The following is a 25,353-nucleotide window of genomic DNA, read 5'->3' as shown; positions in this document are numbered from 1 at the left end:
TCTTTTATAAGTTCAATCCAGCCATCGGCTCGAACATTAAGCTGACAATTTTGGGTACTGTCTTGGTAATGACCAATGAGATATTCAATCGTTGGTAAAGAGTGATTAATCAGATTGATGCCGATTAAACCTTGTTTACAAGGGTAGATTGAGCCATTACATGTTGCACTGGTATCTGCAAAACCGACAGCACGACGATAATCACCAGCACCATTCAAGCGAACACTTGAGGGTGTGGATGGATCAGCAATTGGCATGACACCAGCATAAGTGCGTTGTTGTAAGTTGCTGTAGTTTTTGGGATTAGTGCTGCTTTGGTTAAAAGAGTCAGCAAGCTCAAGAACTGCCTGCTTTAATGAAGCTGCATATTGCTCACGCGCATTTTTTTGAGTGGTTCCAATACCAATAATTGTGTTTTTGGCGGGATCAATGTTGTCAGGTGTGGTTGCGACCAGTGAAGTTAAAGGTGCTGGATCACCACGAAGCGTTTTTCCATCCAGGTAACCATCTCTTAAATCAATAGCCAGATTATGAGCAAATTCGACAAAGCTATTGTCCGGGTATGTGTTGGCCCACTGACGTAAATAACCAAAACTCAGATAGGTGTTTGCGTATAAAGCAGTTTTTAAATGAGCATCTTGAGGTGAAAATACGTGAAAAAGAGTAGTTGCTTCTACATTTGGGATATCAAGATTTTTAAAGGCACTTAATAGTGCGGCATCTACATCACCTGTCGCAAGATCAAGTTGATTTGCTGTGATGAGCATAGGATATTGGTTTTCATCAGTAGGTAATTGTCCTGAACGTACCAATGCTCTTTGATATATCGCTTCAGAACTTGGATTGATAAAAATTGCTTGAGTTAGATTGCTTACATCAACCTTTACCAAAGCTCGCCAAGTAAAGTTCATGCTTTCGTATTTACTCGTGAGGAAGTTATATACAATAGAACTAGGAGTTGTAGAGATCTCAACACGATATAAGCGGTTTCTGTCTAAAATATAAGGTAGAGTCACTTTTAAATTTGTAGTGGTAATGACATTTTGCTCAAGCACTAATTTGTTATCAGAATTATCAAACACCTTTAGCACGACATTACGCATCTCAATCGGCACTTTAATGTTGAAATCTTTTGGCTTAGGAACAATAACCTCTTCTGGTTGAGATTCTTTATTCGCTTTACTTTCACCGCTACCACAACCAACTAAAGTGGTGCCGAGTAAAATGACACTCAAGCCTAAACAAATATGATGATGTAATCTTTGTTCTAACATCAAAGAAGGCATTCCAGCTCTCCAAAAAAAATTTGCATCCATGAAAATTATTATTTCTACGCGGTTTTATTCTATGCGAATCTGTCCTTGATTCAATAGTATTTCTTGACCAATGGTAAAATCTATTCGAATAAAATAAAAAAGCTTTTAATTCTTATATATGATTTTGGGGTGATATGCGAATAGATTGCTGTTAATTCTATCATTGATCATTAATTTCTTATAAGTTAGTGGCTTGTAGATTGTGTAAAACAAGGCAAACTGCCATACTATTTGCTTACCTCAATTAAAGCTAAAGGTGTGACACGTGATTTCTGTTGGTATTGTTGGTGGGACTGGATACACAGGGGTTGAGCTATTACGTCTATTATTAAGACATTCACAAGTTCAAGTCAGTATTCTTACTTCACGTACAGAAGCCGGAAAGCGTGTTGCAGATATGTTCCCAAGTTTACGTGGACATACTGATTTAGAGTTTTCAGATCTTGATTTAGATCAGTTAAAAAAATGTGATGTGATTTTCTTTGCTACACCGCATGGTGTCGCTATGCAACATGCTGAAGAGCTAATTGCAGCAGGTACTAAAGTAATTGATCTCGCGGCTGATTTTCGTTTGCAAAATCTTGAGCAGTTCGAGAAATGGTATGGTATGCAACATACTTGCCCAGAGGTTCTTCAGTCTTCAGCGTATGGTTTAACTGAACTCAATCGTGAGAAAATTAAACAAGCTGAAGTGATTGGTAATCCTGGGTGTTATCCAACAACTGTACAACTTGGACTCGCACCACTGATAAAAGATCAGTCGGGTTTGATTAACACACAAAGTATTATTGTCGATGCTAAATCAGGTGTGTCAGGTGCAGGACGTAAAGCTAGTCTTGGTATGATTTATACTGAAAATGCTGATAATTTCAAAGCTTATGGTGTTGCAGGACATCGTCATCATCCAGAAATTGTTGAGGCGTTGGAAAATATATCGGGACAAAAAAGTCAGTTTGATCAACTGGTGTTTGTGCCTCATTTAGTACCTATGATTCGTGGTATGTTAAGTACGATTTATGTTGATTTAACTGAGCAAGGTCAGCAAAAAGATCTACAAGCGTTGTATGAGGATTTTTATAAGGATGAAAGATTTGTTGATGTTATGCCAGCAAATAGTTCTCCAGAGACTCGTAGCGTCCGTGGCGCAAATGAGCTTAGAATTGCATTATACCGTCCTCAACCAAGTAAACTCATTATCTTGGTTGCACAAGATAATCTAGTGAAAGGTGCTGCTGGTCAAGCTGTTCAAAATATGAACTTAATGTTTGGCTTTGATGAAGCAACTGGTTTAGAAGGCATTGGTTTATTACCATAAAAAACGCTTTTTTACTTCACACACATTTAAATTTGGATTTAAATGTGTGCTTTGATGTAGATCATAACGATAGAGATGAAGATGGAAAACGTTGAACCGACGAATTCACCAGACAGTTCCGTTGAGAAAAACAAATTCTTAAAATCAAATTTACCTTTGTTAATTGCTGCTGCAATTTTAATTGGTGGTAGTTTCATGGTTGGCTATACTGTTGGCCATCGTCAAGGATTAACCGTTGTTGGTTATGATGCAGATGCTGAGCAGCTCGTTGAAGTTGTCCAAAAGCAAAAGACGGCCTTGGACTCGATGAATAGAAGTTTGAATACAGCTATTCAAGAGCGAGATATGGCTGTAAGTAATGCTGATGACTTGTTTAAAGCGATCAATCAAGCCAATGCGGAGAAAACCCAGTTTCAAGGGATGAATGCGATTTATCGTGAAATCTTGAAACAACGAGGTGGTGTCAGCTTAACAATACAGAATCTTGCTATTAAATCGTTACCTGAAAATGCTTTTGAATATCAAATTGATTTGGTGCAAGTGAGTCCGAATAAACGCCGTGCTAGTGGTACTGTTGAATTACGTTTGATCCGAAATACTGAAATTCTAGATGTACCTTTAGAAGATAAAAGTTTTAACTTTGAAGACTTTGAACGTTTGACTGGACGCTGGACGATGCCAAAAGGATTTACACCTCAATTTATTGAAGTTCGTTTAAGTGGATCTGGAACACCAGTGATTAAACGGTTTAGCTGGCAACGTGGTCAACCTGTAGAATTAAATTCTGCTTTTGTATCAGAAATTCCTCAAGCTGAAGCAAATGCTCAGTAAATTTAAAGATTAAGTGTTCAATATGCGAAGATATAAACGTCAAATGAATTTAAGTGAAGTAAAAAACTCGTTTCAACAATCGGGTTATGTTGATTGGCACTTAAATCCTCGTTTAAGTGATTCGCACGAGGAGCATGAGGGTGAGGTGGTTGTACAAACTGCACCACCAGAATTAAAACGACCGCCGTTATATGCGGTTGTTCTAATGAATGATGACTACACACCAATGGACTTTGTGATAGAAGTACTGCAAAGTTATTTCGGCATGGACTTTGATCAGGCAAGTCAGGTGATGCTGACGGTTCACTATGAAGGTAAGGGTACGGCAGGGATCTATCCTCGTGATATTGCCGAAACCAAGGCAAATCAGGTGAATAATTATGCACGATCACAAGGTCATCCATTACTGTGCCAAATCGAACCTGAGCAGCGTTAAGAAAAGCAACGCTTTTTAGCTGCGCAAGGCGAGCAACTGTGTTGCGAGTGAAAGGGTTAAGAAAAGCAACGCTCTTGCGGAATATATTCCTCATGCGCAAGGTGAGTAACTGTGTTGCGAGTGAAAGGGTTGAGAAAAGCAACGCTCTTGCGGAATATATTCCTCATGCGCAAGGCGAGCAACTGTGTTGTGAGTGAAAGGGTTAAGAACAACGCCTTTGCCTCATGCGCAGGACCTTGCGCCATGATATGGCTCATAAGTTATGAGTGATAGACTTAAAAGAAGCACAGCTTTTGTGGAGCTTGCTAACTGATAAGGATGGCGGAATGTCCAAGTGACGAGTTAAAAAGACAATTTGATAGAATCTATATTTTGATCGATTTGTCTTATTTTTGAACAATTAGATGGTTTACATTCTCTTTGTAATTGAAATTTTACAACAATACTTTGTTTTGAATCTTGACCAATATGCTCAACTAATGCTAACAGTAGATTATGAAGCGAAGAGATTCATAAACGTGTATTAGATAACGGTTATTGATACTCAAGTGGATCAGTCCATAATCGGCTTTTCAGTTTAAGATTCGTCTTTTTTTGATAGGCCCAAAATATAAGGGGGTTACATGCTCAGTCGTCAATTAGAAGTATCGCTACGTTTGGCTGTTAGCATGGCTCGTCAAAAGAGACATGAGTTTCTGACAGTAGAACATTTGTTGCTTGCATTACTTGATAACGATTCAGCCGTGAATGCTCTAAAAGCATGTGGTGCTGATATCGTTACGCTACGTAAAGAACTAGAGGAATATGTAGAGCAACATACCCCTAAGCTTGGTGACAATAGTGAACAAGCACCTCATCCAACAGAGAGTTTTGATCGAATTTTACAACGTGCGATCTTCCATGTTCAATCGAGTGGTGGAGATCGAACAGTTGAAGGTGCAGATGTTCTCGTAGCAATGTATTCAGAAAGAGATTCTTTTGCTGTTTATTTGCTTAAACGTCATCAAATTAACCGTTTGACGCTAACTCAATACTTGTCTCATGGTACACGTAAAGATGAGATTCAGGTTGAAGAAGAAGTAGAAGACATTGAAGGTGAAAATGGTGCTTCAGCGAGTGCTGGGCCATTGGAGCAATATACGCTTAACTTAAATGTCGAAGCTCAAAAAGGTAAAACAGATCCTTTAATTGGACGCGAGAAAGAGATTGAGCGTGCGGCACAAATCCTATGTCGCCGCCGTAAGAATAATCCGCTTTTAGTCGGTGATCCTGGTGTTGGTAAAACATCGATAGCCGAAGGTCTAGCTTGGTTAATTGTCAATGGTAAGGCGCCGAAACCACTTGCAAATGCTGAAGTGTATAGTTTGGATATTGGTGCGTTAGTTGCTGGTACTAAATATCGTGGTGATTTTGAAAAGCGTTTAAAACAACTGTTGAATGCCTTGAAAAAAAATCCAAATGCCATTTTGTTCATTGATGAAATTCATATGATTATTGGTGCAGGCTCTAGTATGGGCAGTACCATGGATGCATCGAATTTAATTAAACCAGCTTTGGCGAATGGTAGTTTACGTTGTATTGGATCAACCACATTCCAAGAGTATCGTCAGGTATTCGAAAAAGATCATGCTTTATCACGTCGTTTTCAAAAGGTTGATGTAAATGAACCAAGCATTAATGAAACGATTGAAATTTTGCGCGGTTTAAAAGGAAAATTTGAAGACTTCCATCATGTTGAGTATGAAGATAAAGCGCTTGTTGCAGCGGTAGAGCTTTCTGCTAAATTCATTAATGATCGCTTTTTGCCAGATAAGGCAATTGATGTGATTGACGAAGCGGGCGCTCAACGTCGCTTAAAAGCAGAAGTGGATGGTTCAATGATTTCTGTTGAAAACATTGAAGATATTGTGTCAAAAATTGCACGTATTCCACCGAAAACTGTATCTAAAGATGATAAGACTGTACTTGAAAACTTAGAGCGTGATTTAAAGCGTGTTGTATTTGGTCAAGATGAAGCAATTACAGCACTAGCATCAGCGATTAAGCTATCCCGTGCAGGTTTAAAAGCGCCAGACAAACCTGTAGGCAGTTTTGTGTTTGCAGGTCCTACAGGTGTCGGTAAGACTGAAGTGACCAAACAGTTGGCTAAATTGTTAGGTGTCGAGTTTGTGCGTTTTGATATGTCTGAATACATGGAGCGTCATGCAGTTTCTCGTTTGATTGGTGCGCCTCCAGGTTATGTTGGTTATGATCAAGGTGGCTTGCTCACTGACGCGATCCATAAGAATCCACATTGTGTATTGTTACTTGATGAGATTGAAAAAGCACATCCTGATGTCTTCAACTTGTTATTACAAGTGATGGATCATGGTGCATTGACGGACAATAATGGCCGTAAATCTGATTTTAGAAATGTAATTATTGTGCTTACAACCAATATCGGTGCAGAAAGTATTTCTCGTGCAAGTATTGGCTTTACTGAGCAAGATCATAGTGCTGACAATCAGGATGCAATGAAACGTGCATTCTCGCCTGAATTCCGTAATCGTTTGGATGGTGTGATTCAGTTCAAATCTCTTCCAACCACTGTTATCGAATCAGTTGTAGATAAATTCTTAACTGAGTTGCAAGCCCAGTTAGATGAAAAACAGGTCGTATTAGAGGTAGATCAAAGTGCACGTGACTGGTTGTCAACCAATGGTTATGACCGTCTCATGGGTGCTCGTCCTATGCAACGTTTGATTCAGGAACACTTGAAAAAACCGCTTGCTGAAATGATTCTGTTTGGTGAGCTAGCCGAGCATGGTGGCAACGTTGCGGTTTCTGTGAAAATGGAAGATGGCAAAGAGGTTGGCTTGAAGTTGGAAGTATTTGAAGATCATATCAACCCGAGTGCTGAACCTGCTTAATGTTTGAAGTCTCTTACTCAATAACCCAAGTACTTAAGGTATTTGGGTTATTTTTCATTTCAGCAATTGCTGAAATTTTAGGTTGCTATTTCCCTTATTTAATTTTGAATCAGGGCAAATCTCATTGGTTGTGGGTACCTACAGCATTGAGTCTAGCTCTTTTTGTCTGGCTACTGACACTGCATCCAGTAGCATCTGGTCGTATTTATGCAGCCTATGGCGGTATTTATATATTTACAGCGTTAATGTGGTTGCGCTATGTCGATCAAGTCATGCTGACCCGTTGGGATCTCTTGGGGGTAGTTGTGGTTTTATGTGGAGCATCACTTATTATCTTGCAACCAGATGGTCTTGTACGCTAGAAACTACAAAATATTTGCTAAAAACACTTGTCAAATGGTGAAATAGTGCGTAATTTAGATTTAAGAGATATTTTTTGATATTTGAAATAAATATGTTAAAGCATACTTTGAACACAAACGCATACTTTTACTTTTGGCACTATTGATAGTTGCCTGATGCGTTTCGGGCAGCAAAAAGGGTTGCCCAACCAGTTAATACCTGATCGGCAACACCGATCAGGTTTTTTTATGCTTTAACAATCATTACCTTAGGAGAATCATCATGTATACATTTAACGTTTCATATTTTAGCAAGACTTCTTGGTTTTACTTTGCGAAGAAATCAACGTCGCTTAGATCACACTTGCTCAAATAAATATTCGGACTGTTTAGCAGTCCAAAGGAAATGAAAATGAATGCTTTAAATACTGCTTTGACACAACCACAAACGCATACAAAAGAATCAATGCTCAGCTTACCTACACAGCTCAAAGCGCAGTATCCCTTGTCCGCTACTTTGGCGCAGCAGATTTCAAAACATCGTCAAACGATTCAAAATATTTTATCAGGTCATGATCCTCGTTTAATGGTAATTACAGGGCCTTGTTCGATTCATGATCCTATTGCTGTATTAGAGTACGCTGATCGCTTACAACAACTACAAGAACAAGTGAAAGATCAGATATTTCTCGTGATGCGAGCATACATTGAGAAGCCTCGCACAACAGTAGGTTGGAAAGGTTTCTTATATGACCCAAATTTAGATGGATCATCAGATTTACAATTAGGTTTAGAAAAATCTCGTGAGCTTTATTTACAGCTCATTGAAAAAGGATTACCTATTGCAAGCGAAATATTAAGCCCTATGGCTACAGGTTACTTCGATGATTTATTGGCCTGGGGCGCAATTGGCGCACGTACTAGCGAATCACAAATCCACCGTGAAATTGCGAGTCATATGCCGTATAGCATTGGCTTCAAAAATGGTACGGATGGTTCGATTCAGATTGCTTTAGATGCAATTCAATCTGCTTTAAATGGTCATCAATTTTTAGGAATGACACAACAGGGATTACCTGCAATTCTTCATAGCAATGGTAATCCATTACCGCATTTAATTTTACGCGGTTCTAACCAAGGCACAAATTATGACTTAGCATCAATTCAAGCAATGCATTTTAAGCATAAGCATTTACCAGCATTGGTGATTGATTGTAGTCATGGAAATAGTGGTAAGGATCCATTACAACAACCGAATGTATTAAAGCAAATCATTGCAGAACGTGCTGAGTCCAAAGTTCGTGGTGTGATGATTGAAAGTCACTTGGTTGATGGGAATCAAAAGATTTCTTGCGATATGACATATGGACAATCGGTGACTGATGGTTGTTTAGGTTGGGATAAAACTGAACAAGCTTTATTAGATGTTGCAGAACAAATGAGATCAAAAAAGTGATGTTGAAATATTACTAGCCAATTCAAAGAGATTGGCTAGCAATATTATCTATCATTTATTATGCCGCATGACTTGAATGTGCTGAAAGAAATAGACTTATCTCTTGAGTGAATTTTCTTGGTTCTGTAATCAAAGGTGTATGTCCTGAACGTTCAAAATATACAGTATTTGCATTCATTAGACTTTCTGCAATTAAAGTTTGTCCAGTTTCAGGATAGAGTGTCGATTCGCGACCTATAAAAAAAGTAGTTGGGCAGTCTATTTGGCTAATCGCATCTCTGTAATCTTCGTTGTGATTTAAATAGTTTTCAACATACCAAAGTAAATAGTCTAGACGCTGTATAGGTAGTAAATACTTTTGTAAAAAAGGACGGTGTAGTGCGAGCTTAAACACCTTTGGGCTGTATTTGTTGTTACTTTGGAGCTCAATAAATGCCCCCCATAAACTCACTAGTTTAAATCGAATATCACTTGGCAAATCTTCGAGTTTTAAGGCGTGTCTATAGTCTAATAATAGCGTCTGAATTTGCTTGAGAAGCTTTTTAAATTGAGGTTGTTTTTCTCCAAATAAACCGTATTGCCAAGATTCATCTACAGAAATTTTAGGTGTTTGATCAATATGAAGATAGGCTTTAAGTTTTTGCGATAATTGGCCATGTTTCATTCCGTGCATTGCAGTTGTTGCACCCATTGAATAGCCCATCAAAATGAATTGATCCAATTTTAATAGTTTAATCAGCGTATCAATATCATTCCAATGACTTGAAATGGCATCTAAGTGAGGAATTGCACAATCCTTAGAGCCGCCAAAACCACGCCAATCAGGGATAATAAATTCATATTGTTTACGACTAGCAAATAAAAAAGGAAGCCACTGCCAACTTTGCATACCGAGTCCCGATAAGACGAGTACGGGTTCACCTTCACCTACACGTCGAACAAATAATTTTTCTTGATCAGGCATGGTATAAAACGGCATTATTTTTCTCCAATTTCGTTTTGTTCTTCAAACTTTTTCAGTTGAGGAATCATTTGTTCTAACCATTTTATCCATTCATTTTCTTTAATGATACCGAGTTCTAGGATCATTTTATGAATAAACAGAACACGATTAGTAGGTTCATTGTTTTTAAAATCTTTATCATGAATTGCTTGATAAAGGCTTAATTTTTCCTTATGTAATATTAAATGTCGTTCCAATTCTGGCAAAATTTTATTACCACCGAGTTGAGCTTCGGCTCTTAATCTGACCATAAGGTCATCACGAAGCTGGGCTGGTTCACTTTGCTCTTCTATCCACGAGGCAAGTTGTATCCGTCCAGACTGTTCGATTTGATAGGTTTTTTTTCGGCTATTTGCAGCTTGTTCTTCTATTGTCGATATCCATCCTTTTTTCAGCATACCATTGAGTTCTCTATAGATTTGCTGATGCGTCGCATTCCAAAAGAAGCCCATTGAGCGATCAAAACGACGAGCTAGCTCGAAACCTGTACTTGGTTTTTCTAGTAGGCTCGTCAATAAAACGTGGGCGAGTGACATGTTGATCCAATATAAAAATGACTCATCAGAATTATGCAATATGTTGCATAAAAATCAAATCTTGTTTATAAATCTATGCAACAAGTTGCATTAGCTAGCAGATTGCTCGCCAGAGGAGAACACATGTCGGCTTATCCACATTTATTAGAGCCATTAGATTTAGGTTTTACCACATTAAAAAACCGTGTGCTTATGGGGTCTATGCACATTGGTTTAAAAGAAGCACCGCAAGGTTACGAGCGCATGGCGGCTTTTTATGCAGAGCGTGCTAGAGGTGACGTTGGTTTAATCGTTACTGGAGGTGTTTCTCCTAATGATGATGGTGTTGTTTTTGCACATGGCACTAAATTGGATAGTATCGAAGAGGCAGAAAAGCATAAAGTGGTTACTCAAGCAGTGCATGATGCTGGTGGTAAGATTGCAATGCAGATTCTTCATACGGGTCGTTATTCGTATCAAGCAAATAATGTTGCACCATCAGCAATTCAAGCGCCTATCAATCCAGTTAAGCCAAAAGCGTTAAGTTCTGCTGAAGTCCAGCAGACTATTGATGATTTTGCTAATTGTGCAAAACTGGCCCAATATGCTGGGTACGATGGTGTTGAAATTATGGGCTCAGAAGGTTATTTGATCAATGAGTTCATTGCAGCACGTACCAATCATCGTGATGATGAATGGGGTGGTAGCTACGAAAATCGTATTCGTTTTCCAATTGAGATTGTGAAGCGTACGCGAGATTTGGTCGGGGAAAACTTTATTATCATTTATCGTCTTTCAATGTTGGATTTAGTTGAGGGCGGTTCAAGTCTAGAAGAAGTGATACAGCTTGCGAAAGCAATAGAACAAGCTGGTGCAACAATTATTAATACAGGCATAGGCTGGCATGAAGCTCGTATTCCAACGATCGCAACTAAAGTGCCACGCGCAGCATTTACATGGGTCACAGAAAAATTAAAAGGTTCTGTTTCTATTCCATTAATTACATCGAATCGGATTAATACGCCTGAAATGGCAGAATACGTATTGGCTTCTGGTCATGCAGATATGATTTCTATGGCACGTCCGATGTTGGCAGATGCAGAGTTTGTTCTTAAAGCGAGTCAGGGTCGTAGTGATGAGATTAATACTTGTATTGGGTGTAACCAAGCGTGTTTAGATCATATTTTTTCTATGACAGTGGCTACTTGTCTGGTTAATCCACGCGCATGTTATGAAACAGAGCTTATATTTAAAGAAGCGAATGTTGAAAAAAATATCGCAGTAATTGGTGCTGGACCAGCTGGATTGAGTTTTGCAGTTTATGCTGCGAGTCGTGGTCATAAAGTAAAGGTTTTTGATTCAGGTGATCAAATTGGTGGACAATTTAATATTGCCAAAACCATTCCTGGGAAAGAAGAGTTTTATGAAACCTTGCGTTATTTTAAACGCCAAATCGAGTTGCAGCCAAATATCGAACTAGTCCTCAATCACACCGTGACCTATGAGGAATTGAGTCAAGCTGATTATGATGAGATCGTCGTGGCTACGGGTGTCACGCCTCGTCAACTACAGTTTGAAGGGATCAACCATCCAAAAGTCTTAAGTTATTTGCAAGTATTGAAAGAGCGTGTACCTGTGGGTAAGCGTGTAGCAATCATTGGCGCAGGCGGTATTGGATTTGATACGGCTGAATATTTAAGTCATGAAGGTGAAAGTGGAAGCTTAAATCCAGAAAAATTCTATGCAGAGTGGGGAATTGATACCTCATATGAAAATGTTGGTGGTTTAAAGCAACCTGAATTAGAGAAATCTGAACGTGAGATTTATCTATTGCAGCGTAAAACAGCTGCTGTTGGTTCAGGATTGGGTAAAACCACAGGTTGGATTCATAGAACAGGTCTAAAACATCGTGACGTCAAAATGGTAGCAGGGGCAAGCTATGACAAAGTGGATGATCAAGGTTTGCATATAACTGTGAATGATCATCAAATCGTACTTGAAGTCGATAATGTCGTGATTTGTGCTGGTCAGGAATCGTATACAGCGATGTACGATCAACTCAAAGCTGATGGTAAAAATGTGCATTTGATTGGTGGGGCAAAAGAAGCAGGTGAGTTGGATGCCAAACGTGCAATTCGCCAAGGTGCTGAACTCGCGGCAGTGCTATAAATAAAACAATGAGACATTCTCTTTTGTTAGGAATGTCTCTAATTTTATGAGTCTAATGATAAGGAAAAAACAATGACAATTGATACAACCAAGCGAGCTTTAGAAAAATGGCATCAGATGATTAACACTGGTGACCTCGCAAATTTAAATGATTTATTGGCTGAAGATGTCGTGTTTCGTTCTCCTGTTGCTTATAAGCCTTATGAGGGGAAACAAGTGGTTTTCTTTATTTTGACCAATGTGATACAGGTTTTTGAAAACTTTACTTATCACCGTGAATTTTATACGGAAGATGGTGCAAATGTAGTGTTGGAATTTAGTGCCGATGTAAGTGGGAAATCGCTTAAAGGTATTGATATGATTCGGTTTAACGCACAAGGTAAAATCATTGACTTTGAAGTAATGATTCGACCAATGAGTGGTTTAGCTGTATTGGCTGAACAGATGGGTGCAAGATTTGCTCAGTATCAATCAAATTCATCAAAATAAAATAGCCTAAGTAATATTGAGACTATTAAAATGTGGCTAAACTTATCAACTATTGTTTTATTACCTGTTTTGATTACTCAAGGCATGATCGTACGTAAACGAACGCCATTATTACCTGAACCACAGGGTGATAGAGATGGGCTTGTGGGCGAGGGAAAACCACTGTCTTTACTTATATTGGGTGATTCAGCGGCAGCAGGTGTTGGCGTAGAGAGGCAGGAAGAAGCATTATCAGGTGCGATTATTTCTGAGCTCAAAAATGACTATACATTGAAATGGAGATTGCATGCTAGAACGGGGCTTACAACCCAACAAGTGTGTGAAGCAATAGTTGAGATAGATGAGCGTGATTATGATGTAATTGTAACGTCAATAGGTGTTAATGATATCACTAAATTGACATCTCTAGGTACATGGATAAAACAACAAAAACAATTATTTACTCAAATACAAAACCGTTTTCGGCCAAAATTGGTTATTGTATCAGGAGTACCACCGATGCAGCATTTTCCAGCATTACCTCAACCTTTAGCATGGTTGTTTGGAAGATACGCAGAACAGATGAATAACACCTTACAACAATGGTTAGCTTCACAACAACAATTTAGATTTATTTCATATGACATCGAGGTTTTTCAGGCATTAAACATATCAATGGCAGCAGATGGTTTTCATCCAAGTCGTGAAATTTATGCAATTTGGGGGAAACAAGTCGCAGATATAGTGCGGCAATCGTTTAACCCCTAACATAGAGGGAGGAATGAAATTATGGGCATATCCACTCTAAATAAACTTAAAGTTCTAGGTTCGGAATTATTTGATTTTGCATTAGGTGCAGAACTTCCAAAAATGTACTATCACCCGCAAGGGAAAATTAAAGATGTTTTAGAAAAATTACCTCAATTAAAACGAAAATATCGCCCAACACCTTGGTTGAGCAATACACATGTTCACCTTTTATATTTTGACGTGATTAGAAAGAAAACAGTCAAGCTTGAATATGATCGAATTGATCAACTCACTATGCATGATGGTGGTATTACTGCAATTGCATGGTATGGTTTTAATCTTCCTAAAGACACGCCAACAGTTGTTATGATGCATACGATTACAGGTACACCTGAGAGTATGCGTGAATTGGTTAAGGATTTACACGAATATACGGGTTGGCGAATCGCGTTGTGTCTGCGTCGAGGTCATGCAGGTTTACCAATGCCAGTTCCACAGATTTCTTTGTTTGGTTCAACCAGTGATCTTAAAGAGCAGTTGGATCATATCCAAAAACTATTTCCAAAGTCAGATTTGTATGCGGTTGGTTCCTCTGCTGGTACTGGCTTGTTAGTACGTCATCTTGGCGAGCAAGCAGAAAATACGCCTTTTAAAGCTGCTTTTGCGATGTGCCCAGGCTATGACACTGAAATAGGATTTAAAAATGTCCATCCTTTTTATAGTAAGGTAATGACAAAAAAATTATTCAAACACTTTATTGAGCCATATAAGAATATTTGGAGTCGAGTTCCATCACTAGAGAAAGTGTTGGCGACAACAAGTCTAGAAGAGTTTGAGAAAGCATATTTTGAAATGGCTGGGTATCAGGATTATCAGAGTTATTGCAAGGCCATTAATCCGATTTATGTATTTCAGAATATCAAAATTCCATTGATGATTTTGAATGCTGAAGATGATCCTGTATGTTCCATTAAAAATTTGGAACCTTATAAAGATACAATTAAACAAATGGAAAATATTGTTGTTATTACGACGAAGAAGGGAAGTCACTGTGGCTTTTATGAAAGTCTAAGTGTTAAATCTTGGGCTTCACGTTTAATGGCTGATTTTTTCAAAAACTATTCATAATCAGCTGCACAAAAAATATGCGCCGCAATTAAAGCGGCGCATAACATTTGGTTTTAACGCTATACAACATATTAGTTGTTAAGAGCTGGGGTCGCAGCAGCAATTGCAGCAGCAACAGCATCTTCTTCAGACTGGCTAGGACCGCTAGGTTTTGGCGCTTTAGGCTGCTCAGTTCTAGGGGCACTTGGTTCAGTTTGAGCAGGTCTAGCTGATGATTCAGTACGTGAGGTTTCAGTCGGTGTGCTATTGTTTTGAGGTTGAGCAGGACGAGTTTCACGACGAATTTCGGTCGTTGTATTCTCTGTTTCCTCTCGCATCGTCTCAACTGAAGGTGCAGGAGCTTCTTCAGTGTCCACACTTTCTAGTGTTTCAAACTGTTGATTGGTTTCTACTGACTCAGGTTGCTGTTCAGTGATTTGTGTTTCAGTCGATTGCTCAGACTGTTGCTCTTCATTTTTAGGTTCTTCTTTTTTCACACAAGCTGTCAATAAAAGACCTGTGGCGATTGCTGCACAAATTAAAAGTTTTTTATTTGCCATTGCTAAAACAACATATTAAATAAAGACGTTGCGATTATAACAGCAAAATTATCTGAAAATATCACTGATACTAGCTGAGTTTGTTGATATTTTATAAATGCTTGCACTGATAAGCTTATTAGTTGGTGGGTTCGAACCACGTATATGCATAATTTTTGAAGACAGAAACCAAATTTAGGAATAACCAAAGCAATTTATGTATTAAATCTCCACAAATCCCGTAAATTTTTATCGAAAATGCTGATAGAATAGTCAGTTGTTTATAGTTCTTTGAATTGATGCGGTTTGACTTTGCTTTATAGGGGCAGAGTACAGTAAAATTGCCCAACATTGTAGGCCGATTTCGGCTCGATTGTACGAGAAACTCAATGACCCATTTTATTTTTGTCACTGGTGGTGTGGTTTCATCACTAGGTAAAGGTATTTCTGCTGCTTCTGTTGCTGCACTTTTGGAAGCTCGTGGCTTGAAAGTCACTATGGTAAAAATGGATCCATATATCAATGTCGATCCAGGCACCATGAGCCCATTTCAGCATGGTGAAGTTTTTGTCACAGAGGATGGTGCTGAAACTGACTTAGATTTGGGATATTACGAACGTTTCCTACGTCGTGCAAAAATGACCAAGTTGAATAACTTTACAAGTGGTCGTGTTTATCAGGATGTTTTGAATAAAGAGCGTCGTGGTGATTATTTAGGTGGTACGGTTCAAGTTATTCCACATATCACAGACAACATCAAAGAACGCGTATTGCGTGCTGGCGAAGGCTATGATGTTGCCATTGTAGAAATTGGCGGTACTGTAGGTGATATCGAATCACTTCCATTTATGGAATCAGTACGTCAGTTAATGGTTGAGCTTGGTCATAAGCGTACCATGCTTATGCACTTGACCTTATTGCCATATATTAAATCTGCTGCTGAGCTTAAAACTAAGCCTACTCAGCACTCAGTTAAAGAACTTCTTTCAATCGGTATTCAACCAGATATCTTGATCTGTCGTACTGAATACGATGTTGATGTTGATACAAAGCGTAAAATTGCATTGTTTACGAATGTAGAGGCACGTGCAGTTGTTGTATGTAAAGATGCAAAAACAATTTACCAAATTCCACGTACTTTCTATGAGCAAAACGTGGATGATTTGATCTGCGAACGTTTCGGCTTTAATGATCTTCCTGAAGCAAATCTAGAAGATTGGGACAATGTAGTAGAAGCATTACTCAATCCTGAATACACAGTCCGTGTTGCAATGGTCGGTAAGTATGTTGAGTTACCAGATGCATATAAATCTGTAAACGAAGCGCTTTTACATGCAGGTATTCAAAATCGCGTTAAAGTTCAGATTGATTATGTCAATGCTGAAGATCTTGAGCAGCAAGACATCAGTGTTTTAAATGCTGCTGATGCGATTCTGGTTCCAGGCGGCTTTGGTGAGCGTGGTACTGAAGGCAAAATGAAAGCAATTCAATATGCACGTGAGAACAATATTCCTTTCTTGGGTATTTGTTTAGGAATGCAGTTGGCAGTTATCGAGTTCGCTCGTCATGTTGCTGCTATGCCAGAGGCAAGTTCAACAGAGTTTAATCGTTCAACTAAGTATCCTCTCATCGGTTTAATTACTGAATGGTTAGATGAGCGTGGCGAATTACAGCAACGTAGTCTTGAATCTGATTTAGGCGGCACCATGCGTCTAGGTGCACAAAAATCTGAATTGGTTGAAGGCACTAAGACTCGTGAAGTATATGGTAAAGCAGAAATTACTGAGCGCCATCGCCATCGCTATGAGATGAATAACCGTTTTATTGATGCGATTGAAGAAGCAGGGATGAAGATTTCTGGTTACTCTTCAGCGCAACATTTAGTTGAAACTGTAGAAATTCCTGAACATCCTTGGTTTATTGCTGTACAATTCCATCCAGAATTTACAAGTTCACCACGTGATGGACATCCATTATTTGCTAGCTTTATCGATGCTGCGAAAAAACAGCATCAAAATAGTAAGTAATGTAGGCTTAAATAAACTGGGAAAGTTTAAATGTCACAATTAAAAGCACAAGAGGTTGTACGTTTAGGCGATATACAAATGGCAAATCATTTGCCATTTGTATTATTTGGCGGAATGAACGTACTAGAGTCCAAAGATTTAGCATTTGAAATTGCTGAAACTTATATTGATATTTGCAAACGCCTAGATATTCCATATGTGTTCAAAGCGAGTTTTGATAAAGCAAATCGTTCGAGCTTGAACTCTTTTCGTGGACCTGGTTTAGAAAAAGGCATTGAGTGGCTTGCTGACATTAAAAAACAATTTAATGTTCCGATTATCACAGATGTTCACGAGCCATATCAGGCAGCACCTGTCGCTGAAGTTGCAGATATTATTCAGCTACCCGCATTTTTAAGTCGTCAGACTGATCTTGTTGAAGCAATGGCAAAAACTCAAGCCATTATCAATATCAAGAAAGCACAGTTCCTTGCACCTCATGAAATGCGTCATATTTTGCATAAGTGCTTAGAAGCTGGAAATGACAAACTCATTCTTTGTGAACGTGGTTCGGCATTTGGTTATAACAACTTAGTTGTAGATATGCTTGGCTTTGACATCATGAAAGAAATGAATGTTCCAGTATTCTTCGATGTAACACATGCATTGCAGACACCTGGTGGTCGAGCTGATTCTGCAGGTGGTCGCCGTGCTCAAATTACGACTTTAGCACGTGCAGGTATGGCAACAGGTTTAGCTGGTTTGTTTTTAGAAGCACATCCTGATCCTGAAAAAGCGAAATGTGATGGACCATGTGCTTTGCGTTTATCACAACTTGAGCCATTCTTGGCGCAATTAAAAGAATTGGATACTTTGGTTAAAGGATTCAAAAAGTTAGATACACATTAAGCCGGTTTTTCCCCTTTGAGTTCCTCTAACAAGGGGGTTCTCAATGTAAATCAAGGTTTAATTTAATATTCATTCAACAGAGGAATTGTTCATGAGCCAAATCGTTGATATTCGTGCACGCGAAATTTTGGACTCTCGTGGTAACCCAACCATCGAAGCAGACGTAATTTTAGAATCTGGGGTTGTTGGTCGTGCATGTGCACCATCTGGTGCTTCAACTGGTTCTCGTGAAGCTTTAGAACTTCGTGACGGTGATAAATCACGTTACTTAGGTAAAGGTGTACGTACAGCAGTTAACAACGTTAACACATTGATTCGTGATGCTTTGTTGGGTAAGTCAGTTTTTGAGCAAAAAGACATTGATAACACAATGATCGCGCTTGATGGTACTGAAAACAAAGAAAAATTAGGTGCTAACGCAACTTTGGCTGTTTCATTGGCCGCTGCACGTGCTGCTGCTGAAGAAAAGAAACTTCCTCTTTTCCAATACATCGCGGATCTTCGTGGTCAAACAATTTTAACCATGCCTGTACCGATGATGAACATCCTCAACGGTGGCGAACATGCGGATAACACTGTTGATATTCAAGAGTTTATGATTGAGCCTGTTGGCTTCACTTCATTCTCTGAAGCGTTACGTGCTGGTGCTGAAGTATTCCATTCTTTAAAATCAGTTTTAAAGAAACAAGGTTTAAATACAGCAGTTGGTGATGAAGGTGGTTTTGCGCCTAACTTACGTTCTAATGAAGAAGCAATTACTGTAATCCTTCAAGCAATTGAACAAACAGGTTACAAAGCTGGTTCAGACATGATGCTTGCATTGGACTGTGCATCTTCAGAATTCTACAAAAACGGTCAATACGTTTTAGAAGGCGAAGGCAATCGTGCATTTACAAGCAACCAGTTTGCGGATTATCTTGCAGGTCTTGTAAACCAGTATCCAATTATCTCAATTGAAGATGGTTTAGATGAATCTGACTGGGAAGGTTGGAGCTACTTAACATCAATCCTTGGTGATAAGATCCAATTGGTTGGTGATGATTTATTCGTTACAAACCCTAAGATTTTACAACGTGGTATTGATGAGAAAGTAGGTAACTCTATTTTGATCAAATACAACCAAATCGGTACGTTGACTGAAACTTTAGATGCAATCTATCTTGCAAAAGCAAATGGTTACTCGACAGTAATTTCTCACCGTTCTGGTGAAACTGAAGATTCAACAATTGCTGACTTGGCAGTGGGTACTGCAGCTGGTCAAATCAAGACGGGTTCACTTTGTCGTTCTGACCGTGTAGCAAAATATAACCAATTGCTTCGTATTGAAGAATTAACCAAAGCGGCTTACCGTGGTAAGGCTGAATTTAAAGGTCTAAACTAAGGTAACGTGTATCTATGTTGAATTCTCCTGATGAACTTTCTTTACAAAAGAGAGAAACTTCACGAATTAATAATCCGATAAAATTCGTGACAGATCTTCCTTTAAAAAGAAGGATGTAGGGAGTTTTCAATGTTAGATGTTTTTCAATCTACTTCAAGTAAGTTGATTTTATTACTGGCGGTTGTTTTGATCGCAAGTTTACAGTATCGCTTTTGGCTAGGTGAGGGAGGCTATGTCCCTCATCAAGCATTAACTCAACAGATCCAACAACAAGCAGAGATTAATACTGAGTTAAAAGAGCGCAATCGTATTCTAGCGGCTGAAGTTTTTGATTTAAAAAATGGAAGTGAAGCGATTGAAGAACATGCACGTTTAGATTTGGGTTTGATCAAACCTAACGAAACATTTGTGCAAATGAGTACGATTAGTACCCAATATAAACCAATATATATCGATCCAAATGCGAAAGTAGATACAGCAACCAATGAGAACTAAGCTATGGGCGGTTGTACCAGCAGCAGGTTCTGGCAGTCGTTTTTCAAAAACTGAATTAAAACAATATCAATTTATCGAAAATCAAACGGTGCTTCAACACACGGTAAACCGGCTTCATACATTAGATTTAGCAGGTTGTGTTCTAGCTATCGGTGAGCAAGATACTTTTGCCAAGACATTATCCTTTCAACGCCAAGACAAAATGCATTTTTGCTTGGGCGGTTCAGAGCGTGTTCATTCAGTATTGAATGCTCTCATATATTTATCCGATATTGCTGATAAAGATGATTGGGTGCTTGTACATGATGCTGCGCGACCATGCGTCACATCTATATGTTTACAAGAGCTTGTACGTTCAGCAATTGAAACTGATACAAACTCGATTTTAGCCATTCCTGTTCGAGACACCTTAAAGCAAGTTCAAACTAAGAATCAAATAGAAAAAACAGTAAATCGTGAGTTCTTATGGCAAGCACAAACACCACAAATGGCAAAACTCAAAGATTTACAATATGCAATTGAAGTAGCTTTGGCAAATCAAGTGATTATTACCGATGAAGCAAGTGCTTTAGAATATATCAATCAGCCTGTACATGTTGTACAAGGTCGATCAGATAACATTAAGATTACTTATAAAGATGATTTAGAGCTTGCGCGTCTTATTCTAAAATCTCAAGCAGAGAACTCAAATATTTAGGTGCTTTCTTGAACTGGAAATAGCCTAAGTAGAATATGTGAATTTTATTATTTATCTACACAGATAAATGACAATTAATTCACAATTTGTTAAATTTGAACAACATTCTTGATAATGGGTCAATAAATGAAAAAATTATTAATTGCTGGACTTTTTACTTTCTCACTGGTTGGTTGTGCATCTACTCCTCAACAGCCACAGACAACAGCACAAGAAACTATTCGCTATTCATCTAGTCCATGTTTCGGTACTTGTCCTATTTATTCTGTTGAAGTTTCTCCTAATGGTTCAGTCCATTTTGATGGTAAGCAATATACCAAAGTAACAGGAACTCAAGATCTTACAGTTGATCCTTCTGTTTATAAAAAATTACAACAAGAGTTAAAAACTTACCGTCCTGAAACAGGTGCGAATGTTAAAACTACGGGATGTGAAGAAACTGCAACAGACCAGCCGAATGCATATTTTTCTTGGAAAAGTCCAGATGGTACAGTGACGAACTTAAGTCACTATATGGGGTGCATTTCACCAGCAAATGCTGAGTTAAATAAACTGATTGAGAAATTACCTAAATTGATTGGAATTGAAGATTTAGTAAGTTAATCAACGCTAAGCTTTATATGTGCCCCGATATTTCGGGGCCTTTTTCTATTATGTGCTTTTATGCAGGCATTGGAAAAATACCTTGTTGTAAAAACTGCGATAATTCAAAGCGAACGATATCAGATCCTTCTACTGCTTTAAATATAACTTCTTCAGCACCTATGTCACAGAACCATTGTTCTCGATCTAAAGGGCTATTCTGGCTGAAATGCTCTGCGGTGAATAATCCGACACAGGTAGCATGATCACTTGCTCGAGCTGACGGATACTCAAAGATCTCAACTCCTTCATTCCGCATTGCTGTACCTAATAGTTGTGCATAACTATAATTTGTAGGATGAGCAATTAGATCCAGATATTGGTCAAAAGGAGGGGATTGTAAACGAATACCCTTATGGCAGTGATAGCCTACTGAAAATAAAGTATGCTCAGTGCGTATCGTTTTTTTCTTTGGTGCACCATCCATTGAGTACCAGAATACAAAGCGATAATAAGCTGATTCAGCCAATGTCACATTGACACTACACCCACCATAAAAAATACTGGGTTCAAAAGTACGACCGAAACGTGACCCCCATTTTAACGGTGGATAACGAAATGGTGTTTTGAGTAGGTAATGTAAATGCTCTGACTTTGGAGGATATGGTGGTTTAACTAACTCTAACATATCCTCGAGCAATGCTTGTTCTTCTAAAGTATCAACCAACTGCCTAGTTGCAATTTGTTCTTGGCTTTCAACTAGACGATATAAAGTACCTGATAAAGGTGAGACTTGTTTGTTTCCTTCACAACTTTGCCATAAATTTTGCTCAATGGCGGTCATACTTTACCTCTAATCGCATCGACAAATTGAAGAACTGAAACCAGTCCACTTATACTTTCAATTTGTTCAACAGGAATACCACCTGTAACACGATTTGGTGTGTTCAAAAAATGACGCATCCAATCCGTGTCTCCGCCAGTTAGTGCATACAATGCGCGTGATAAACGAATAAGAAGTAATGCTAACTCACCTTGTTTAGATGCGGGATCTAATTCAGGATTATTTTTCAATCGACTAATCGCTGTGCGATGTACACCTAAAATGGCGGCAAGTTGTACTTGCTTTAAATCAAGTTGCTCAGCGGCACTGAGTACTGCTTTTGCAAGAACTACTTTTTTATCTGCGGGTTGTTTTAATAATGCACTCATGATCAAACCCTCATGTTGTATATGCACTTATTTTAATATAATTGTGCAAAATGCACAACGTGCTACTTGAAGTAATTCCTTTTTGATGCTTCCAAATCAATTTTTAAATGAAATTGATGTAATCTAAAATAAGAATTACATGAAATATAGAAAAACACCTTACATTATTATTGGTAATAATATATTATAAAAACATATATTGTATGGGGTGGAATATGCATAGCATCTTGATGGCTTTGATCGGTGGGGGAATACTTGGAATTTCTGTTATTGGCTATTTGTATGTCAATGGGCGGATTGCTGGAATCAGCGGATTACTGGCACAGTTACTGCACCCTAAAGCTTTTTTTTATAGTCCAGCATTATGGTTTCTATTGGGACTATTGATCACTCCATTTGTTTATCAACTATTTCTTCAGCCTGAAATTATCATCAAATCATCACCATTGGGGTTAATTGTAGCAGGGCTTTTGGTTGGTTTTGGTACACGTTTAGGTTCTGGTTGTACGAGTGGTCATGGTATTTGTGGGATCAGTCGATTATCAATAAGGTCAATTGTTGCAACAGTTACATTTATGTCCGCAGGTATAGCAACCGTATATATCATTCGTCATTTAATGGGGCTGTAATATGAAAAATTTGTTTGCTTTTATATTTGGCAGCTTATTTGCTATTGGCTTAATGATTTCTGGAATGTCTAATCCTGAAAAAGTATTGGGATTTCTGGATATTTTTGGTGACTGGGATATTAGCTTAATGTTTGTAATGGTTGGTGCTATTCTGGTTGCAATCATTCCATTTCAAAAGGCGATTCGAAATCCTAGAACATTATTTGGTGAAAAAATTAATCTACCAACAAACTCCCAGATTGATAAAAATTTAATTATCGGTGCATTGTTGTTTGGTATGGGGTGGGGCATTGCAGGAGTATGTCCAGCGCCAGCAATTACATTAATAGGTTTAGGTTATTCAGAAGCTTGGTATTTTATCGGAGCAATGTTGTTGGGCATATATTTGCATTATGTTTGGGCTAAACGACAATAAATAGGAGTGATTAAATGCAACATCCTCAAGTTAAAGCTTTTTTTGATGAAAACACAAATACGTTTAGCTATGTGGTTAGTGATGCAGAGACCAATGTGTGTGCTGTGATTGATAGTGTATTGGATTATGATCCAGCTTCTGCCTCAACAAAAACGACACATGCTGATGAAATTATTGAGTATATTCAAAAAAATCATTTCCGAGTAGAGTGGATACTAGAAACACATGTCCATGCAGATCATTTGACCGCATCTCAGTATCTCAAAGAGCGTTTAGGTGGCAAGATTGCGATGAGTGAAAAAATTAGTATTGTGCAAGAGACCTTTAGCTCTATATACAATCTTGATGTAAAGACATTTAATTCACACCAAACTTTTGATTATCTTTTTAAAGATCATGAACATTTTATGATTGGCAAATTGGATGCTTACAATATCCCTACGCCAGGACATACCCCAGCTTGTTTGAGTTACGTGATTGGTGATTCTGTCTTTGTTGGTGATACATTGTTCATGCCAGATTATGGATCGGCTCGTTGTGATTTTCCGAAAGGTAGTGCAGATATTTTGTTTGATTCGGTCCAAAAGCTATATGAATTGCCAGATAAAACGAGAGTTTTTCTGTGTCATGATTATAAACCTAAAGGAAGAAATGACTATATTTGTGAAACAAGTATTCATACGCAGAGAGAGACAAATATTCATATAAACAAACTCACAGCGAAGCAGGATTTTGTCCAAATGAGGCAGGCGCGTGATGCAACTTTGTCTATGCCAAAACTTATATTACCTTCTATACAAATCAATATGGATGCTGGTCGATTTCCTGCACCAGAAGCAAATGGTGTCCGTTACTTAAAATTACCATTTAATTATTTTAGTCATTAATTTCGATGCTTCAGTCGATTTAGTTATTTTTTTGATTTGAAATAGCCTAAGTAAATTATAAAATTTACTTAGGTTTTACCAATTTAAAAAGATTTAATTTTGAAATTAATTCAATGACTATGATAAAAATACATTTCTTTTAATCTGTATAGAAACTAGGGTAGTTTGATGACCACCATCTATTTAGTCAGACATGGTCAAGCTTCATTTGGTAAAAGTAATTACGATGAGCTTTCAAAGAATGGAGAAGCTCAGGCCCAACTTTTAGGTCAATATTTCAAAAATATTTTTACTGAACAACCCTATATTATTTCGGGCAGTATGAAGCGTCATCAACAAACAACACAAATTTCTTTAAAAGAATGTTTTCCTCAGGCCAGTTATGAAGTTGATGGTTTGTGGAACGAGTTCAATCATCAACAAGTATTTTCTTTATATGAACCAAGATTTGCAAAACCAGAATTGTTAAAGCAAGACGTTTTTAAAGAAGTAGATCCAAGGGCGTACTTAGCACAGATCTTTGATGAGGCAATTGCTCGATGGACAAATGAAGCATTTCATCATGAATATGATGAATCTTGGCCAACATTTAAAACTCGAGTGGAAGCAGCACTTAAAAATCTGTGTATAGAACTCACAAATAATCCAGCTCAAGAGGCTGTTGTATTCACTTCTGGAGGGGTTATTTCTGTCATTATTGGTAAATTACTTGAGTTAAGCGTACAGCGAACTTTCGCTTTGAGTTGGTCTATTGCAAATACAAGTGTGACTACATTAAAACTCGTAAATGGTGAACCTCTACTATTAAGTGTAAATGAGCACCAATTTATCAAATCCAAGAACCCAGCTTTGTTAACATGGTTATAGGGATGTTTTATATGAAGGGCAAAAAATTGTGTGTCCTTCTTATATGACAAAAAATATACAGATGAGAAGTTTTTCGGCTAGGAATTTGTTTTTTTTATGGTATAAAAATATCTCAACA

At 38.1% G+C, this 25,353-nt stretch carries 27 protein-coding genes and 1 pseudogene; 21 read left to right on the top strand and 7 right to left on the bottom strand.

The genetic code is table 11. The features are described 5' to 3' along the window. A partial coding sequence (locus HMPREF0023_RS15325; protein WP_034437672.1) for a hypothetical protein occupies positions 1–1,286 on the bottom strand: 1,286 nt, incomplete at its 3' end. Between the two features lie 295 nt (positions 1,287–1,581). Between HMPREF0023_RS15325 and argC the strand changes: the two genes are divergently transcribed. The 3 genes from argC (at position 1,582) to clpS (ending at position 3,898) form a co-directional block, all read left to right on the top strand. After that, positions 1,582–2,631, top strand: coding sequence for an N-acetyl-gamma-glutamyl-phosphate reductase (argC, locus tag HMPREF0023_RS15320; protein ID WP_005080549.1), 1,050 nt, complete (start codon positions 1,582–1,584; stop codon positions 2,629–2,631). Positions 2,632–2,712: 81 nt separating this feature from the next. Beyond that, complete coding sequence (locus HMPREF0023_RS15315; protein WP_005080551.1) at positions 2,713–3,462, top strand: DUF6776 family protein; 750 nt, start codon at positions 2,713–2,715, stop codon at positions 3,460–3,462. Positions 3,463–3,484: 22 nt separating this feature from the next. Continuing rightward, positions 3,485–3,898 (top strand): ATP-dependent Clp protease adapter ClpS, encoded by a 414-nt coding sequence (gene clpS / locus HMPREF0023_RS15310; protein ID WP_005080553.1) that lies wholly within the window; start codon positions 3,485–3,487, stop codon positions 3,896–3,898. A 56-nt stretch (positions 3,899–3,954) separates the two neighbouring features. Here clpS and HMPREF0023_RS16590 read toward each other — a convergent pair whose 3' ends face one another. Further along, a complete protein-coding gene (locus HMPREF0023_RS16590) occupies positions 3,955–4,143 on the bottom strand; it encodes a hypothetical protein (protein WP_125316749.1) in 189 nt (62 codons plus the stop codon). 174 nt (positions 4,144–4,317) lie between these two features. Here HMPREF0023_RS16590 and HMPREF0023_RS16585 point away from each other — a divergent pair. The 4 genes and pseudogenes from HMPREF0023_RS16585 to HMPREF0023_RS15295 all read left to right on the top strand — a co-directional run. Next, positions 4,318–4,422, top strand: a pseudogene (locus HMPREF0023_RS16585) (ATP-dependent Clp protease adapter ClpS); the annotation flags it as partial. A 99-nt stretch (positions 4,423–4,521) separates the two neighbouring features. After that, positions 4,522–6,807, top strand: a complete 2,286-nt coding sequence (clpA, locus tag HMPREF0023_RS15305) for an ATP-dependent Clp protease ATP-binding subunit ClpA (RefSeq protein WP_004639236.1) — start codon at positions 4,522–4,524, stop codon at positions 6,805–6,807. Beyond that, complete coding sequence (locus HMPREF0023_RS15300) at positions 6,807–7,169, top strand: YnfA family protein (RefSeq protein WP_005090434.1); 363 nt, start codon at positions 6,807–6,809, stop codon at positions 7,167–7,169. Before clpA ends, HMPREF0023_RS15300 begins: the two co-directional genes overlap by 1 nt. Positions 7,170–7,560: 391 nt before the next feature. Then, positions 7,561–8,604 (top strand): 3-deoxy-7-phosphoheptulonate synthase, encoded by a 1,044-nt coding sequence (locus HMPREF0023_RS15295; protein WP_005080559.1) that lies wholly within the window; start codon positions 7,561–7,563, stop codon positions 8,602–8,604. 58 nt (positions 8,605–8,662) lie between these two features. On the opposite strand, the gene HMPREF0023_RS15290 is transcribed toward HMPREF0023_RS15295, so the two are convergent. Both HMPREF0023_RS15290 and HMPREF0023_RS15285 read right to left on the bottom strand, forming a co-directional pair. Then, entirely contained in the window at positions 8,663–9,583 is a 921-nt protein-coding gene (locus HMPREF0023_RS15290) for an alpha/beta fold hydrolase (RefSeq protein WP_005090437.1), read from the bottom strand. After that, complete coding sequence (locus HMPREF0023_RS15285; protein WP_004639232.1) at positions 9,583–10,143, bottom strand: PadR family transcriptional regulator; 561 nt, start codon at positions 10,141–10,143, stop codon at positions 9,583–9,585. Before HMPREF0023_RS15285 ends, HMPREF0023_RS15290 begins: the two co-directional genes overlap by 1 nt. A 123-nt stretch (positions 10,144–10,266) precedes the next feature. Here HMPREF0023_RS15285 and HMPREF0023_RS15280 point away from each other — a divergent pair, with 123 nt between their 5' ends. From HMPREF0023_RS15280 to HMPREF0023_RS15265, 4 genes are all read left to right on the top strand, one after another. Next, entirely contained in the window at positions 10,267–12,291 is a 2,025-nt protein-coding gene (locus HMPREF0023_RS15280) for an NADPH-dependent 2,4-dienoyl-CoA reductase (RefSeq protein ID WP_017396638.1), read from the top strand. 72 nt (positions 12,292–12,363) lie between these two features. Beyond that, positions 12,364–12,780, top strand: coding sequence for a nuclear transport factor 2 family protein (locus tag HMPREF0023_RS15275; RefSeq protein WP_005080566.1), 417 nt, complete (start codon positions 12,364–12,366; stop codon positions 12,778–12,780). A gap of 30 nt (positions 12,781–12,810) precedes the next feature. Further along, on the top strand, positions 12,811–13,527 hold the full coding sequence (locus HMPREF0023_RS15270; protein WP_005080569.1) for an SGNH/GDSL hydrolase family protein: 717 nt from the start codon (positions 12,811–12,813) through the stop codon (positions 13,525–13,527). A gap of 21 nt (positions 13,528–13,548) precedes the next feature. Beyond that, a complete protein-coding gene (locus tag HMPREF0023_RS15265; protein ID WP_005090439.1) occupies positions 13,549–14,637 on the top strand; it encodes a YheT family hydrolase in 1,089 nt (362 codons plus the stop codon). 71 nt (positions 14,638–14,708) lie between these two features. Here HMPREF0023_RS15265 and HMPREF0023_RS15260 read toward each other — a convergent pair whose 3' ends face one another. Then, entirely contained in the window at positions 14,709–15,176 is a 468-nt protein-coding gene (locus tag HMPREF0023_RS15260; RefSeq protein ID WP_005090440.1) for a hypothetical protein, read from the bottom strand. Positions 15,177–15,544: 368 nt separating this feature from the next. On the opposite strand from HMPREF0023_RS15260, the gene HMPREF0023_RS15255 reads away from it, so the two are divergent. The 6 genes from HMPREF0023_RS15255 (at position 15,545) to HMPREF0023_RS15230 (ending at position 21,246) form a co-directional block, all read left to right on the top strand. Further along, positions 15,545–17,182 carry a CTP synthase gene (locus tag HMPREF0023_RS15255; RefSeq protein ID WP_004639226.1) on the top strand — a complete coding sequence of 546 codons (1,638 nt, stop codon included), beginning with the start codon at positions 15,545–15,547 and terminating at the stop codon, positions 17,180–17,182. Between the two features lie 30 nt (positions 17,183–17,212). Continuing rightward, the gene (kdsA, locus tag HMPREF0023_RS15250) at positions 17,213–18,070 is read left to right on the top strand and encodes a 3-deoxy-8-phosphooctulonate synthase (protein WP_004639225.1); all 858 of its coding nucleotides are present in this window, start codon (positions 17,213–17,215) and stop codon (positions 18,068–18,070) included. Positions 18,071–18,161: 91 nt separating this feature from the next. After that, entirely contained in the window at positions 18,162–19,451 is a 1,290-nt protein-coding gene (gene eno, locus HMPREF0023_RS15245; RefSeq protein WP_004639224.1) for a phosphopyruvate hydratase, read from the top strand. Between the two features lie 129 nt (positions 19,452–19,580). Beyond that, on the top strand, positions 19,581–19,946 hold the full coding sequence (gene ftsB / locus HMPREF0023_RS15240) for a cell division protein FtsB (protein ID WP_004639223.1): 366 nt from the start codon (positions 19,581–19,583) through the stop codon (positions 19,944–19,946). Continuing rightward, positions 19,936–20,643: a 2-C-methyl-D-erythritol 4-phosphate cytidylyltransferase gene (ispD, locus tag HMPREF0023_RS15235; RefSeq protein ID WP_004639222.1), complete on the top strand. Its 708-nt coding sequence runs from the start codon at positions 19,936–19,938 to the stop codon at positions 20,641–20,643. The genes ftsB and ispD overlap by 11 nt, the downstream gene beginning before the upstream one ends. 126 nt (positions 20,644–20,769) lie before the next feature. Next, positions 20,770–21,246, top strand: a complete 477-nt coding sequence (locus HMPREF0023_RS15230) for a DUF6438 domain-containing protein (RefSeq protein WP_005090442.1) — start codon at positions 20,770–20,772, stop codon at positions 21,244–21,246. Between the two features lie 58 nt (positions 21,247–21,304). Here the strand turns inward: HMPREF0023_RS15230 and HMPREF0023_RS15225 are convergent, their stop codons facing one another. Beyond that, on the bottom strand, positions 21,305–22,069 hold the full coding sequence (locus tag HMPREF0023_RS15225) for an RES family NAD+ phosphorylase (protein WP_004639220.1): 765 nt from the start codon (positions 22,067–22,069) through the stop codon (positions 21,305–21,307). Beyond that, on the bottom strand, positions 22,066–22,437 hold the full coding sequence (locus HMPREF0023_RS15220; RefSeq protein ID WP_004639219.1) for an MbcA/ParS/Xre antitoxin family protein: 372 nt from the start codon (positions 22,435–22,437) through the stop codon (positions 22,066–22,068). The genes HMPREF0023_RS15225 and HMPREF0023_RS15220 overlap by 4 nt, the downstream gene beginning before the upstream one ends. A 215-nt stretch (positions 22,438–22,652) precedes the next feature. On the opposite strand from HMPREF0023_RS15220, the gene HMPREF0023_RS15215 reads away from it, so the two are divergent. The 4 genes from HMPREF0023_RS15215 (at position 22,653) to HMPREF0023_RS15200 (ending at position 25,235) form a co-directional block, all read left to right on the top strand. Further along, positions 22,653–23,066, top strand: coding sequence for a YeeE/YedE family protein (locus HMPREF0023_RS15215; RefSeq protein ID WP_005080585.1), 414 nt, complete (start codon positions 22,653–22,655; stop codon positions 23,064–23,066). A 1-nt stretch (position 23,067) separates the two neighbouring features. Continuing rightward, positions 23,068–23,481: a DUF6691 family protein gene (locus HMPREF0023_RS15210; RefSeq protein WP_005090445.1), complete on the top strand. Its 414-nt coding sequence runs from the start codon at positions 23,068–23,070 to the stop codon at positions 23,479–23,481. Positions 23,482–23,495: 14 nt separating this feature from the next. Beyond that, a complete protein-coding gene (locus tag HMPREF0023_RS15205; RefSeq protein WP_005080588.1) occupies positions 23,496–24,368 on the top strand; it encodes an MBL fold metallo-hydrolase in 873 nt (290 codons plus the stop codon). 168 nt (positions 24,369–24,536) lie between these two features. Continuing rightward, positions 24,537–25,235: a histidine phosphatase family protein gene (locus HMPREF0023_RS15200; protein ID WP_005080590.1), complete on the top strand. Its 699-nt coding sequence runs from the start codon at positions 24,537–24,539 to the stop codon at positions 25,233–25,235. Positions 25,236–25,353 lie beyond the last annotated feature (118 nt).

Origin of the sequence: Acinetobacter sp. ATCC 27244 (genome assembly GCF_000156555.1) — a bacterium.
In the GTDB taxonomy this organism is placed as follows: Bacteria; Pseudomonadota; Gammaproteobacteria; order Pseudomonadales; family Moraxellaceae; genus Acinetobacter; species Acinetobacter haemolyticus.
Note: the sequence above shows the minus strand (reverse complement) of the source record. Positions and strands in the feature narration are given on the sequence as shown.